Origin of the sequence: Rhodococcus sp. KRD162 (genome assembly GCF_017168335.1) — a bacterium.
Taxonomy (GTDB): domain Bacteria; phylum Actinomycetota; class Actinomycetes; order Mycobacteriales; family Mycobacteriaceae; genus Rhodococcoides.
Window position 1 is genome coordinate 7,270 of sequence record NZ_JABFAU010000011.1, and the last position, 12,727, is coordinate 19,996.

The window sequence follows — 12,727 nt, forward strand, 5'->3', positions numbered from 1 at the left end:
GTTCAGGGGCGGGGCGTACTTCGCCTGGGTGCGGGCACCTTCGTCAATTACGGTTGCTACTTCGACACGGTGGCGAATATCGACATCGGCGACGGGGCGTACCTGTCCGATCATGTGCGCGTACTGACCAGCACGCACGAGATCGGCGCGCGGACCCGGCGGGCCGGAGGGCTGGTGGGCGCTCCGGTCACGATCGGCGCGGGAACCTGGGTGGGCTCCAGCGCGGTGATCATGCCGGGTATTCGGATCGGCGCGGGCTGCATCATCGGTGCCCACTCTCTGGTGACCAAGGATTGCGATCCCGATGGGGTCTACGTCGGTAGCCCGGCGAGACGAGTTCGAAGTCTGAACGAGGAGTCGGATCTCGACGAACAAAACAATTGATGCGCTTGTTTCATTCGCCCTGACTTGAATCGACGACTGCTCGATGAGCTGTATCTGTCGATAGTATTATTTATGGCTCATAATTCGACGAATTATTTTCCTTTGGTAATGATGTAGCATCTCTTGTGTCCGCGGCTCGCGTTTCGGGATGCACGAATGTATGTAATCGAATCGAGCCACACGTTTGCCAGAAACAATTGGTCAGGGGTTGGCTTCGGTGAACACTCTTTCGGTGGTAGTGCCTGCATTCAACGAGTCCGCGCATATGGGTCAATGCCTGGATGCACTGCTCGCGCAGCGTGAATACATTCACGAGATCATCGTCGTCGACAACAATTCGACGGACGACACCGCCGCGATCGTGGCCGATCGTCGCCGTAGATTCCCGATGGTGGCACTGGTCTCGGAGTCCGAACGAGGCGTCGTACATGCACGAAATACCGGCTTCGATCACGCCGACGGATCGATCATCGGACGTATCGACGCCGATACGCACGTCGGTCCGGGCTGGGCCGAGGCGGTATTGGATTTCTTCGACAGGCGACTGGACTACGCCGCGGTGACCGGCCCTATCCATCTGTACGACTCGCCCTGGGCTGCGCCGTACCGAGCCTTCGTCAACTACACCACCAGGCGTAAGCCCGATGAGCTGTGGGTATCGGCGGCCTCCGGCAACAACTTCGCCATTCGCCGCTCTGCCTGGCAGGCGGCCCGCGACCGAGTGAGTCTGCGAACCGACCTGCACGAGGACATCGATCTGTCGCTCTGTTTGCACCGAATCGGGTTGCGTATCGCGCAGATCAAGTCCATGTGTGTCGAGGTATCGGGCCGCAGGCTGCTCACGCCGCCGCTCGAGTACCGGCACTACGTGTCCAGTTCTTATCGAACCTGGGATCACCACAATCTGGCCAGTAGAGCGCTCGGTCGTATGCTGGTGCTGGATATGATCTTGCATACGCTTCATTGGCCTCTGACACGCATTTTGTCCACGTGCGACTCGCGAATTCTGCCGGTGTCGCATTCCGATAGCAGCGTTACGTCGGATGGCAAACTGTCACGTACTGATACTCGTGAATTCGCGTCGGCCGCGTCCGATAAATGAATTCTCGGCGAATCGGTCATGGAGAATTGCCGAACGAGAAGTAACCGAATTACGCGGGTGCAATTCGTCTTCGCCGCGCAGTGTTGCCCACTCTGCGGCAGCGACAGTGCGCTGTATATCGCCTAATTTGCTCGGTATGAACGCCGGGGTCGTCCGTGTGGTTCGCTGTGTCGACTGTCCGCCGCCGCCGGCGGGGGCATTGCACGGGCAGCGCCCCGAGGGCCGGCACATCGAGCGGGCCGCGGTCGGCGGTGGCTACTGCGCCGCGAGTTGCGCAGCGATCGACGCCGGAGCAAATATGGTTGATAATTTGACGATGGACGTACCAGTCGCGACGGTAGATTGTCAGACGATATCGTGAACGTATCCAGTACCTGATCTACCCACGCAATCTCTCTACGGAGTGTGAATGTCGTTCGAGATCGTCGACCTTCCTGAAACGTGGGTTGCCGGTCTCCCGGTTCGGAGCCCCAAACGGGCGCTCGGCCGTCTCAACGACCCGGACCTCGATCAAGCGTGGTCTGCTGTGCTCAATCAGGATACTGCCGGCCCGTTGGCTTCGATTTACACCGACTTCGCCCCTGGTATCGGTTCGTACAACACTCAGATAGTCGGTTATGTGTGTTCTTCGCTCGATCAGGTCGCCCGCGGGCATCTGGTTGCGAAAGTTCCCGCTGCGAAATATGCCCGCTTTTCTGCGGTGGGCTATTTTCCCGAGGTCCTCACTCGGTTGTGGAATCAGATCGAACATGCCGAGGAACACGGTGAGATAGTGCGTTCCTTCACCGGCGATTACGAGTGCTACCCGCATGCGTACAAGATCGATCTCTATCTGGCGATCACTGCGCCCGGTGCGGTCTGATGGGCTTTCGGGTCACCGCGCGCGGAGCGGAGTTGTTCAGCGGACTGGTCGCTCCGCGCGTCGAACCGGGCGCGGAATCGAGTGGTAGCGAGTGGATGCGATTCTTGCGAGATCGGGTGCGCGAGAAGCGAATCGGCGTCGATGAGGTGACCACTGTGTACGTGTCGGATCCGCACGGCACGGTCAATGCCGTGGTGGGCGTTCCGGTGGATTCCCCTGCTGACGTGGCTGTCGGAGACGTGTTCGTTTCGATACCGACCGGTGTGTTTGCCGTGTTCGTGCCCACCGGTACATTGTCGGACCCCATCGAGGACGTATGGGCGCAGGTCGACGAGTGTGTCGCTTCCGGGGCGATATTTCGGGCCTACAAAGAGGAAGTGGAAGTCGTTACAAATTCCGGAGAGGTGGAACTTTTCGTTTCAATTGTATTGTAGAAGGCGTCTTCTTCATGCAATTGTCACTTTCGAATCACAAAGTCGCCGCCGAACCGGTTACCATTGTCGAGCGCTGACTCCTCGCAAAGGCGTTGCGGATTCCGATTCGCCTCGTTCGCATGACGGGTGGCGGCGCGTATCAGGCGTCGATGTCAGCGCAAGGTCGACAGAGCAGGGGTATAGCAACATGGTGAGACAACTCAGGGCAGAAGCAACTCGTGCGGCCGCACTCCGCGCCGCGGCAGATCTCTTTCTCGAGGTGGGGCACGCCAATGCCACGCTCAGTCAGGTGTCGGCGCAGTCCGGCGTGACCAAGGGTGCGCTGTACTTTCACTTCGCGTCCAAGGAGGAGCTCGCTCGCGCGATCGTCGACGAGGGCCACGAGCGTGTCTCCACCGCGTGCGCCGGGATGGTCGACAGTCGCAGCCCGGCCCTCGAATCGGTCATAGGGATCTCGTACTCCGTGCTCGAGCTCGCCGCCTCGGACCCCCTGGTTCGCGTCATGTACCGGTTGCAGATGGAGATCGACGGATCCGATACCGCGCGCGGCAGCGTGTTCGGGACCTGGGGAAACATCTTCGAGCACCTCTTCGAGCGGGCCATCGAACACGGCGATGTCGCGGACCATCTCGACGCAGGCAATGCAGCGCTGCTGGTGTGCGAGATGCTCGCAGGTGTCTTGATGGTGTCCGAGGCACAATCGCGACTCGAAGACGCGCCCTCGCGGATGGAGAAGGTCTGGAACACCGTGCTTCCGTCGCTGGTGCCTGCCGACAAGCTTGCCTACTTCCGGGAATTCGCCGCGCGCAGTCTGTCCAGTTTCGTGCGCGAGAACATCGCATCGGGCTCCGTCACCGTCTGAGAATGTCGTGATGCGGTGATACTTGCCGCGCTCTGCCGAGGCGGGCAGACTGTGTGATATGAACCACACTTCTCAACAGCCAAGAATGTCGGACAACGAGCTCCGAAAGGCGATCAGCATCCTGCAGCAGCGCGCAGACGACGCGCACAAGCGGGGTGTCGAAGACGACGCCTCGCGGATCGAGCGCACCATCGCCGACTACCGGGACGAAATGTCGCAGAGATTGTGACAGTCGGCTCGGCCTGCACCGCGTAGGGTCGACGTCGAACGTGCACGCGCAACCGGTGGGGGATTAGGGCTTCGATGGCTACATACGATCTGCGCGGTAAGAAGACGCTGATCACGGGCGCGGGTAGCGGAATCGGCAGGGCGACGGCCATCGCTGCCGCTGGGGTGGGAGCCGAACTCTTCCTCACCGACATCAACGGCGCAGGATTGGCCGAGACAGTGGACATGGTCGGCCGTGAAGGCGGTACCGTCAGCCATTCGCTGCCGTTCGACGTCTCCGATTTCGAGGCGGTGACCGCGTTCGCCGACGACATTCACGCCGAATTCGGCAGCCTCGACGTGGTGATGAACGTGGCTGGAATATCGGCGTGGGGGACGGTCGAAAATCTCGAGCATCGCCACTGGAAGTCGATGGTCGATGTCAACCTGATGGGGCCGATCCACATCATCGAGAAGTTTCTGCCGCCGATGATCGAGGCCGGACGTGGCGGTCACCTGGTCAACGTATCCTCCGCTGCGGGCCTGATTCCTCTGCCGTGGCACGCGGCGTACAGCGCAAGCAAGTACGGCCTGCGGGGAGTCTCCGAGGTTCTCAAGTACGACCTCAAGCGCCATGGAATCGGGGTAAGTCTCGTGGTGCCGGGCGGTGTCAAAACCGGTCTGGTGCAGACACTTCAGATCGCCGGTGTCGATCGCGACGATCCGCGCGTGCAGAAGCTGCAGCATCGATTCGAAAAACGCGCCGTCGAACCCTCCGTGGTCGCCGACGCCATTCTGGCCGGAATCGCCAAGCGGAAGTATCTCGTCTACTCCTCCAACGACATTCGCTTCGGCTACTGGGTGGCCCGAAAGTTCGCTCCGCCGTACGAGTTCGTTCTGCAGCGGGCCAACGATCAGTTCTCGAAATTGTTGGTGCCGCGTCGATCCGAGGGCTCGTCCAAATCGACGTCCAGCGTGCGCGCGCCGGGTCCCGACTGAGACAACTCGTCGTGGGGATTGGCCAGAGCGCAGCTTGCCAGGGACAGGCAGCCACAGCCGATACATCCGGTCAGGTTGTCGCGCAGGCGCGTCAGTTGCTCGATTCGAGAATCGAGCTCGCGATGCCAGAGCGTCGAGAGCTGCGCCCAGTCCGCGCGCGTAGGCGTCCGCTCGTCCGGTAGTTCGCTCAACGCTCGCCGGATGCTGGCCAACGGAATTCCGACTTTCTGCGAGATGCGGATGAACGCCACACGCCGCAACATCTCGCGGTGGAATCTGCGCTGGTTGCCCGATGTTCTCCGGCTGCTGATCAGCCCCTGCTTTTCGTAGAAGTGCAACGCCGAGACCGCAACTCCGCTGCGCTCGGACAGTTGGCCGGGAGTCAGTTCACGAACGTTCCATTCGGGCATCGGCACGACCTCGACAATACTTCAGGTCTGCGAACCGCGATGGCGTGATGATCAGAGAACGGTGAGAACCTTCTCGGCGGGCCGTGCCAGCACAGTTCCCTTCTCGGTCACCACGATCGGGCGTTCGATGAGAATCGGGTGCTGGACCATCGCGGCGATCAGCGTTTCCGCATCTGCGTCGGCGAGACCGAGGTCTTTGTAGATGCTCTCGCGGTGGCGAACGGCCTGCCGGGGTTCGAGGCCCGCGTCGGCGAGCAGTGTGCGCAGTTCGTCGTGGGTGGGAGGGGTGTCGAGGTAGCGAATCACGTTCGGGACCGCGCCGGATTCCTCGATCAATTTCAGTGCGGTACGCGAGGTGTTGCAGCGTGGATTGTGATAGATGGTCGCGGAGCCTGTCATGTTTGCAATCCTGCCACGTGGGTAGCCACCAGCACAGATTCACGCCAGGGACGGGAGCAGTCTTTCATGACCGACAAGCGGATTGTCATTGCAGGTGGGCACGGCCAGATCGCCCAACACCTGACGCAGGTACTGACGGCGCACGGCGATCGGGCGGTGTCGCTGATCCGTAACACCGAGCATGTCGATGCCGTCACGGCGCTCGGCGCGTTGCCCCAGGTGATCGACCTGGAGGCGGCGTCCGTCGACGAGTTGGCCGAGGTGCTCGCCGGCGCCGATGCAGTGGTGTTCGCTGCGGGTGCAGGACCGAACAGCGGTCCTGATCGGAAAGACACCGTCGATCGCGCCGGTGCCGTGCTGTTGGCCGACGCAGCCGAGAAGGCCGGCATCCGTCGTTACGTGCTGATCAGTTCTTTCGGCGCAGGTGAACCGGTGGCCGAGGACCTCGACGACGGGTGGAAGGCGTACATCAAAGCCAAAACCGCTGCAGAAGAAGATGTTTCGGCGAGAAGTGGCTTGGACTGGACGATTCTGCGTCCCGGTAGGTTGACGGACGAGGATCCGCTGGATGCGGTGTCTCTCACCGAGCCGCCGATGGACGCCGGAAGCGTCCCGCGCGCCGATGTGGCCGCGGTGATCGCTCAGTTGATCGATACCGGTGGGGCAGTACGCACAACTCTGATGTTGACCTCCGGCTCGACGTCGATCGCCGACGCCGTCGACGCGCTCGGCTGAAGGACCGGCTGTGCGAATACGGATCGATTCCTCGAATGCCACCCCGGTGTTCGAGCAGTTGCGAATGCAGATCCTCGGTCTGGTGCGGTCGGGAGAACTCATCGCGGGCACGAAGATTCCGACGGTTCGCGGGTTGGCCGAGGAACTGAAGATCGCACCGAACACGGTGGCCAAGACGTACCGAGAGCTCGAGCAGCAAGGGGTCATCGAGACGCGGGGTCGCTCGGGCTCGTTCGTCGCCTCGGGTGGGGATCCCTCGCGTGACATCGCAGCTCGTGCCGCGACGGAATTCGTCAAGACGGTGCGGTCGATCGGCTTGGACGACGAGCAGGCGCGAGCGTTCGTGGACGCTGCACTCAAGGGAGCCGACGGAGTTTAAGTTGACGCTTCAACATACTTCTGGGAGGGTGAACCAGCCCCTGTAGCCGTGCCAGAAGGATGACCCATGAACTCCACCCTCGTCCGCGATGCCGTCGCCCTCGTAGCCCGAATCGGTCTGGGCGTGGTCTTCATCGCTCACGGCTGGCAAAAGCTGAACACCTACGGCCTCGACGGTGCCGCAGCCAGTTTCGAGATGATGAACATCCCGCTGCCTACTGCATCGGCGTACTTCGCGACCTTCGTCGAACTCGTCGGCGGCGGCGCGCTGGTGCTGGGAATCTTCACCCCCGTCGCCGGACTGCTGCTGTTCCTCGACATGCTCGGTGCCGCAGTCTTCGTTCACTTCGAGCACGGCGTCTTCGCCGCCGACAACGGCTACGAACTGGTCGTCGCTCTCGGTGTAGGCGCACTGTTGCTCGCTGCGTTCGGTGCCGGACGCATCAGTATCGACGGTCTCACCAAAGGCAAGACCGCGCTACTGGCCTAGCGCCAACTGGGCAGCCACAGCTGCTCCTGCCACATCTGCGGAGTGATCGGCATGGCGGTGAGAATCGGCCACAGCCAGACGAAATTCGCGATCACCACGGCGAGGTACAGGGACACCAGCAGCAGTCCGGTACCTCGCCGTTCCGCTGAGGCCGTCGCCTTCCCGAGGATGTCGCCCAGTACCAACGCGAAGCCCATCACCATGAACGGGGCCAGGGCCACCGCGTAGAAGTAGTACATCTGCCGATCGAGAGTGGCGAACCAGGGCAGCAGTGCGGCCGAATACCCGACCAGCACCGCGGCGTAGCGCCAGTCACGTCGAACGAATGCGGACCAGATCACCCAGCCCAGCATCGGCAACGCCAGCCACCACATCGCCGGTGTACCGATCAGCATGATCGCCTTGACGCACGACGACGCCGAGCAGCCGGACACGTTCTCCCCGTCGGCGAAGTAGTAGAGCATCGGACGCAGGCCCATCGGCCATGTCCAGGGCTTCGATTCCCACGGATGCCGGTTGCCGGCCGAATTGGTCAGTCCCTCATGGAATTGCAACACATTGCCGCTGTAGTACCACAGCGACCGCAGCGCTTCGGGGACGAACGAGAACGGGCCGCCCGCGCCGATTCCGTTGCCGACCTCGTGTCGGTCGACGCCGGTCTCGGAGGTGAACCATGCCCAGTACGTCATCAGATACACCGCAGTCGGGACGACCACCAGTGCGTAGAGCGCAGGCCCGACGTCGCGCGCGGCAGTTCCGCGCCACGGGCGCGAGACACCGTACGAGCGGCGGGCGGCCAGATCGAATGCGACACTCATCAATCCGAAGAACGCGATGAAGTACAGACCTGACCACTTGGTGGCGCAGGCCAGGCCGAGCAGGATCCCCGCCCCGAAACGCCACCACCGCACGCCCATTCGAGGACCGAGGACGCTGGCGTTCATCCGGCCCTCGTCACACACTGCGGACAGTCGCCGTCGCATGTCGTCACGGTCGACGATCAAGCAACCGAACGCGGCAGTGACGAACACGGCGAGAAAGATGTCCAGCATGCCGATCCGGCTGCTGACGAAGGTCACGCCGTCGACGGTCAGCAGAATGCCCGCGATCGCGCCCACCAGGGTCGAGCGTGCGAGGCGTCGGACAATGCGAATCACCAACAGAACCAACAGGGTTCCGGCCACTGCCGAGGAGAAACGCCAACCCCACCCGTTGTACCCGAACAGAGCTTCCCCGATGGCGATCAGTTGCTTGCCCACCGGTGGATGCACCACGAGTCCGTACGCCGGATTGTCTTCGAGGCCGCCACCGGTGAGTACCTGATAGCCCTGCGGGGCGTAGTGCTTCTCGTCGAAGACGGGAGTGCCCGCGTCGGTGGGGTAGCGCAACATCGTGAAACGAGTGATCGCGCAGATGGCGGTGATCACGATGGTGACGATCCAGCCGCGTCGAGCATCGGTGTCGTGGAACCAGTCGCGCGCGGCAACTGTCGGCCCGGGACTGACCATCGACCGGTCGCCGGAGCGCTCAGAGGTCAACAAGGTCACGTAGCGATCGTAGGCGTTGATCGGCGGTGCGCTTCAGGCCGCTGTGCCGCGTGCGGGACACTGGAGGCATGCTCATCCTTGCTGCCACCCCGATGGGCGACGTCGGTGATGCCTCGCAGCGCCTGCGCGACGCACTCGGCAGAGCCGATGTCGTCGCCGCCGAGGACACTCGGCGAACCAAACAACTCGCGTCCTCGCTCGGCGTGGTGATCGCAGGACGAGTGGTCAGCTTCTACGACCAGGTCGAGACGGCCCGGGTGCCGGCGCTGGTCGAGGCGGTGGCCGAGGGGAAGATGGTGCTGTTGGTGACCGATGCGGGGATGCCGTCGGTGAGCGATCCCGGTTATCGCCTCGTCGCCGCCTGCGTCGATGCAGATCTGCCGGTGACCTGTCTGCCCGGGCCGTCGGCGGTGACGACCGCGCTCGCGCTCTCCGGCCTCCCCGTCGAACGGTTCTGCTTCGACGGGTTCGCGCCCCGCAAGCAGGGACAGCGGCGTACCTATTTCCAGTCGGTGCGCGCCGAACCCCGCGCCATCGTCTTCTTCGAGGCACCGCATCGTCTCGTCGCCTGTCTCGAGGACGCTGTCGACGTGCTCGGTCCCGACCGCAGGGCGGCAGTGTGCCGGGAGCTGACCAAGACCTACGAGCAGGTGCGACGCGGCGGGTTGGGGGAATTGCTCGAGTGGGCGCGGGGCGGCGTGCGCGGCGAGATCACCGTCGTGCTCGAAGGAGCGATCGCCGTCCCCGAGGAGCCCGAGGATCTCGTGACCGAGGTGGAGACGCTGGTGGCGTCGGGCATGCGGTTGAAAGATGCCTGCGCGCAGGTGGCGGTCGAGGGCGTCTCCAAGCGCGAGGTCTACGAGGCCGTGCTCGCCGCCCGAAAAGAGCAGTAGCGGCCCTCAGCCCGTCACGTGCAGCCGCAGTCCCTCGGTGGCCGCCTCGAGGATCGTCTTGGTTCCCTTCTTCACCAGAAAGCCCGGTAGCGGAATCTTCGGGTCGACCGTCAACTCGAACTCCACATGGGTGCCGGTGCCCTTGGGCGTCAAGGTGTACCGCCCGTCCTGGGCCTTCTGCTGATTACTCTCCACCAGGGTCCACGACACCTCGTTCTCGGACCACGTGTACTCGACGAGCTGTTCGTCGTTGACGCCGACGATCGAGACGTGCATCTTGACGTGGTGCGGTCTGCCGTCGTCGAAGCGATCGACGACCTCGCACTTCTTGTGAACCGGGGACCACGAGGGGATGCCCTCGACATCGGCGAGAACCTCGAGGATTGCCGGTGCATCCGCGTCGATGTCCACTGACCTGTTCGCTGTGACTGCCATGCGGAGAAGGTATCTCAGCGATCGGCGTCGGGGCTGACGTTCCGCGCGAACTCGCCGATCGCTCGGAGCGCGCGGCGGGCCTCGGGCACGAAATCGGCTGCCTGGAACACGTGGACCTGATCCTCGTACACCTGGAGTTCGCACTCGACGCCGGCGACAGCGAGGCGCTCGGCCATGAGTTCGGCGTCGGCATAGACCATTTCGGTGGAACCGACCTGAATCAACACCGGTGGAAGGCCGGTGAGGTCTCCGTCGACGGGAGAGACCCGAGGTCCCCGTTCGCCCTCGACGACGATGCGTGCATCGACGCGATCGGCCAGCGCGGTCAACGCGGGAACGGCCTTGGACGGAAAGACCGAACACTTCGACGCGTTCTCGTGATCGAGTTTGCCGGCGGGGTCCATGTCGGTCAGCGGGGACATGGTGAAGATGCCTGCGGGTGCGGGGAGGCCCACGGTCCGCAGAGCCATGGTGACCATGAATGCGAGATATCCGCCGGCAGAGTCCCCGCCCAGGATGATCTGCTCCGGGCGGTAGCCGGAATCGAGGAGGAACCGGTACGCGTCGACGCCGTCCTCGACCGCGTGGCCGATCGGATTGCGCGGCATCATCCGGTAGTCGACCGACAGCACCGCACCGTCGACGTTCTCCGATACCCGCGAGGTCATGCGCCGATGCGTGCGCAGACCGCAGCAGACGAACGCTCCGCCGTGCAGGTAGAGAACCACCCGATCGGTGCCCGTTCCCTCCGCACGGATCCACTCGGCCTCGCATTCGGCCAGCATGACGCGGCTGCGGGTAGTGCCGCTGACCTGCGGAACCAGCAGTCCCGCGTAATCGACCAACCCCATCGGCCAGGGAAGGGAGGGTGCCTGCGCCCAGATCGTGAGGAACGGTCGAACCGTGAACTGGAGGTACTTGGACAAAATCTGCGATTGCAGGCTCGCGCCGCGGATGTCCTGCCTGCGTGCGGTGGCTGCCGGATCGGTCGATTTCACTACGGTGAGCGCCGGATTCATGACCGTCGCCTCCATCCCCGTCGTCGTTGCGCGCTGCGTATGCGCCGTGCGTCGGAACCCCGCGCTATATGGAACTCCTCTTAACGGACAATAGCGGGTAGCTTTTCGCGGCCCGTCGTAAGGTCGTGTTCTGAGTCACATTCGGTGCCGTACCGTGATCGAAAACAAATAGAAAAAAGGGACAGCTCATGGCACTCATGCCCATCACGGAATCGATGTTTCTGATCGCCGAGTCACGGGAGCACCCGATGCACGTAGGCGGTCTGGAGTTGTTCGTGCCGCCCGGCGATCCCCACGAGTTCGCCGAGGAAGTGCACCGCACGTTCACCCGGGGCGAGGTGTACGAGCTCTTCCGCAAGCGGCCGGCGCGTCCGGTGCAGATCATGGGCAATGTTGCCTGGGCGTTCGATCCGGACGTCGACTTCGAGTATCACGTCCGCCGAACCGTATTGCCGGCACCTGGACGTATTCGCGAGTTGTTCCAGTTCCTCTCGCTCAACCACAGCGCGCCACTGGATCGATACAAGCCGATGTGGGAGCTGCACATCATCGAGGGCTTGGCGGATGGGCGAATTGCGTTGTACACCAAGGTGCACCACTCGTTGGTCGACGGTGTGAGCGCCTTGAAGCTGATGCAGCGAACGCTGTCCACCGATCCGGACGATCGCAGCGGCCTCGCGACCTGGGACCCGTCCCTGTTCGGCCGGCGCAGGAAGCAGGTCGCCGCGGAGCAGCCCGGGCGATTGGCGCAGCTCGGTGGTGGGTTGTCGATGGGGCGCAAGATCGTCGGGGATCTGGTCGACTTCGCGCCTGCGTCTGCGCGAATCGGATTGCGTGCGTTGAAGAAGCAGGGCGCGCAGCTGCCGTTGCAAGCGCCGAGGACGATGTTCAACGTGCCGATCGGCGGGGCTCGCCGCTTCGCCGCCGAGAGCTGGTCGATCGAACGGATTCGCGCGGTCGGCACCGCGCTCGATGCGACCCTCAACGACATGGTGCTGGCGATGTGCGCCGGTGCGCTGCGCGCGTACCTGATCGATCAGAACGCATTGCCCGAGCAGCCGCTGATCGCGATGGTGCCCGTGTCGCTGCGCAAGGAAGGCGACGGCAGCGACTCCGGAAACTCGGTGACCACCATCCTGTGCAATCTGGGTACCGATGAGTCGGATCCGCTTCTGCGGTTGGAGCGAATCAAGGATTCGACCGTCAAGGGCAAGCAGATGATGAGCGAGCTCAATACCCTCGAAGCGCTCGCCGTCGGCGCAATCACCATGGCCCCGTTGTTGTTCGGCCCGGTCCCCGGATTCGTCGACCACACTCCGCCGCCGTTCAACGTCATCATCTCCAACGTGCCGGGCTCGAAGGAAGATCTGTACTGGAACGGTGCGAAGCTCGACGGCATCTACCCCGCGTCGATCGTGGCGGACGGGCTGGCGCTCAACATCACCGTCGCCAGCAACGGCGACTCGTTGAACTTCGGTCTCATCGGTTGCCGACGAAGTGTGCCGCACCTGCAGCGAATGCTTACGCACCTCGAGAACACGTTGGAGGAGCTCGAGAAGGCGGTGTGAGTG

General features: G+C 63.0%; 17 protein-coding genes. 12 read left to right on the plus strand and 5 right to left on the minus strand.

Features of this window, described 5'->3' with window-relative positions:
• The 7 genes from J1M87_RS14475 to J1M87_RS14505 all read left to right on the plus strand — a co-directional run.
• On the plus strand, nucleotides 1-384 hold a 384-nt coding region (locus tag J1M87_RS14475), incomplete at its 5' end, for a DapH/DapD/GlmU-related protein (protein ID WP_206490090.1).
• Between the two features lie 217 nt (nucleotides 385-601).
• On the plus strand, nucleotides 602-1,486 hold the full coding sequence (locus J1M87_RS14480; RefSeq protein WP_206490091.1) for a glycosyltransferase family A protein: 885 nt from the start codon (nucleotides 602-604) through the stop codon (nucleotides 1,484-1,486).
• Between the two features lie 409 nt (nucleotides 1,487-1,895).
• Complete coding sequence (locus J1M87_RS14485) at nucleotides 1,896-2,348, plus strand: GyrI-like domain-containing protein (RefSeq protein ID WP_206490092.1); 453 nt, start codon at nucleotides 1,896-1,898, stop codon at nucleotides 2,346-2,348.
• Nucleotides 2,348-2,782 carry an effector binding domain-containing protein gene (locus J1M87_RS14490; RefSeq protein WP_206490093.1) on the plus strand — a complete coding sequence of 145 codons (435 nt, stop codon included), beginning with the start codon at nucleotides 2,348-2,350 and terminating at the stop codon, nucleotides 2,780-2,782. The genes J1M87_RS14485 and J1M87_RS14490 overlap by 1 nt, the downstream gene beginning before the upstream one ends.
• A gap of 187 nt (nucleotides 2,783-2,969) precedes the next feature.
• The gene (locus J1M87_RS14495; protein ID WP_206490094.1) at nucleotides 2,970-3,644 is read left to right on the plus strand and encodes a ScbR family autoregulator-binding transcription factor; all 675 of its coding nucleotides are present in this window, start codon (nucleotides 2,970-2,972) and stop codon (nucleotides 3,642-3,644) included.
• 58 nt (nucleotides 3,645-3,702) lie between these two features.
• Nucleotides 3,703-3,873 carry a hypothetical protein gene (locus J1M87_RS14500; RefSeq protein WP_206490095.1) on the plus strand — a complete coding sequence of 57 codons (171 nt, stop codon included), beginning with the start codon at nucleotides 3,703-3,705 and terminating at the stop codon, nucleotides 3,871-3,873.
• A 74-nt stretch (nucleotides 3,874-3,947) separates the two neighbouring features.
• Entirely contained in the window at nucleotides 3,948-4,850 is a 903-nt protein-coding gene (locus J1M87_RS14505) for an SDR family oxidoreductase (protein ID WP_206490096.1), read from the plus strand.
• On the opposite strand, the gene soxR is transcribed toward J1M87_RS14505, so the two are convergent.
• Together soxR and arsC are read right to left on the minus strand one after the other, a co-directional pair.
• Nucleotides 4,766-5,266, minus strand: a complete 501-nt coding sequence (gene soxR, locus J1M87_RS14510) for a redox-sensitive transcriptional activator SoxR (RefSeq protein ID WP_307830815.1) — start codon at nucleotides 5,264-5,266, stop codon at nucleotides 4,766-4,768. The genes J1M87_RS14505 and soxR overlap by 85 nt on opposite strands.
• 45 nt (nucleotides 5,267-5,311) lie before the next feature.
• Nucleotides 5,312-5,659, minus strand: coding sequence for an arsenate reductase (glutaredoxin) (arsC, locus tag J1M87_RS14515; protein ID WP_206490097.1), 348 nt, complete (start codon nucleotides 5,657-5,659; stop codon nucleotides 5,312-5,314).
• 66 nt (nucleotides 5,660-5,725) lie between these two features.
• Here arsC and J1M87_RS14520 point away from each other — a divergent pair, with 66 nt between their 5' ends.
• The 3 genes from J1M87_RS14520 (at nucleotide 5,726) to J1M87_RS14530 (ending at nucleotide 7,262) form a co-directional block, all read left to right on the plus strand.
• A complete protein-coding gene (locus tag J1M87_RS14520; protein ID WP_206490098.1) occupies nucleotides 5,726-6,394 on the plus strand; it encodes an NAD(P)-binding oxidoreductase in 669 nt (222 codons plus the stop codon).
• A 10-nt stretch (nucleotides 6,395-6,404) separates the two neighbouring features.
• Nucleotides 6,405-6,773 carry a GntR family transcriptional regulator gene (locus J1M87_RS14525; protein WP_206490099.1) on the plus strand — a complete coding sequence of 123 codons (369 nt, stop codon included), beginning with the start codon at nucleotides 6,405-6,407 and terminating at the stop codon, nucleotides 6,771-6,773.
• A gap of 66 nt (nucleotides 6,774-6,839) precedes the next feature.
• Entirely contained in the window at nucleotides 6,840-7,262 is a 423-nt protein-coding gene (locus J1M87_RS14530) for a DoxX family protein (protein WP_206490100.1), read from the plus strand.
• Here the strand turns inward: J1M87_RS14530 and J1M87_RS14535 are convergent.
• Entirely contained in the window at nucleotides 7,259-8,770 is a 1,512-nt protein-coding gene (locus tag J1M87_RS14535; protein WP_206490621.1) for a dolichyl-phosphate-mannose--protein mannosyltransferase, read from the minus strand. The genes J1M87_RS14530 and J1M87_RS14535 overlap by 4 nt on opposite strands.
• A gap of 107 nt (nucleotides 8,771-8,877) precedes the next feature.
• Here J1M87_RS14535 and rsmI point away from each other — a divergent pair, with 107 nt between their 5' ends.
• A complete protein-coding gene (gene rsmI, locus J1M87_RS14540; protein ID WP_206490101.1) occupies nucleotides 8,878-9,702 on the plus strand; it encodes a 16S rRNA (cytidine(1402)-2'-O)-methyltransferase in 825 nt (274 codons plus the stop codon).
• Nucleotides 9,703-9,708: 6 nt separating this feature from the next.
• On the opposite strand, the gene J1M87_RS14545 is transcribed toward rsmI, so the two are convergent.
• Nucleotides 9,709-10,137 carry an SRPBCC family protein gene (locus J1M87_RS14545; RefSeq protein ID WP_206490102.1) on the minus strand — a complete coding sequence of 143 codons (429 nt, stop codon included), beginning with the start codon at nucleotides 10,135-10,137 and terminating at the stop codon, nucleotides 9,709-9,711.
• Between the two features lie 14 nt (nucleotides 10,138-10,151).
• Nucleotides 10,152-11,156, minus strand: a complete 1,005-nt coding sequence (locus J1M87_RS14550) for an alpha/beta hydrolase (RefSeq protein WP_206490103.1) — start codon at nucleotides 11,154-11,156, stop codon at nucleotides 10,152-10,154.
• A 188-nt stretch (nucleotides 11,157-11,344) separates the two neighbouring features.
• On the opposite strand from J1M87_RS14550, the gene J1M87_RS14555 reads away from it, so the two are divergent.
• Nucleotides 11,345-12,724 (plus strand): wax ester/triacylglycerol synthase family O-acyltransferase, encoded by a 1,380-nt coding sequence (locus J1M87_RS14555; RefSeq protein ID WP_206490104.1) that lies wholly within the window; start codon nucleotides 11,345-11,347, stop codon nucleotides 12,722-12,724.
• The last annotated feature ends 3 nt before the right edge of the window (nucleotides 12,725-12,727 follow it).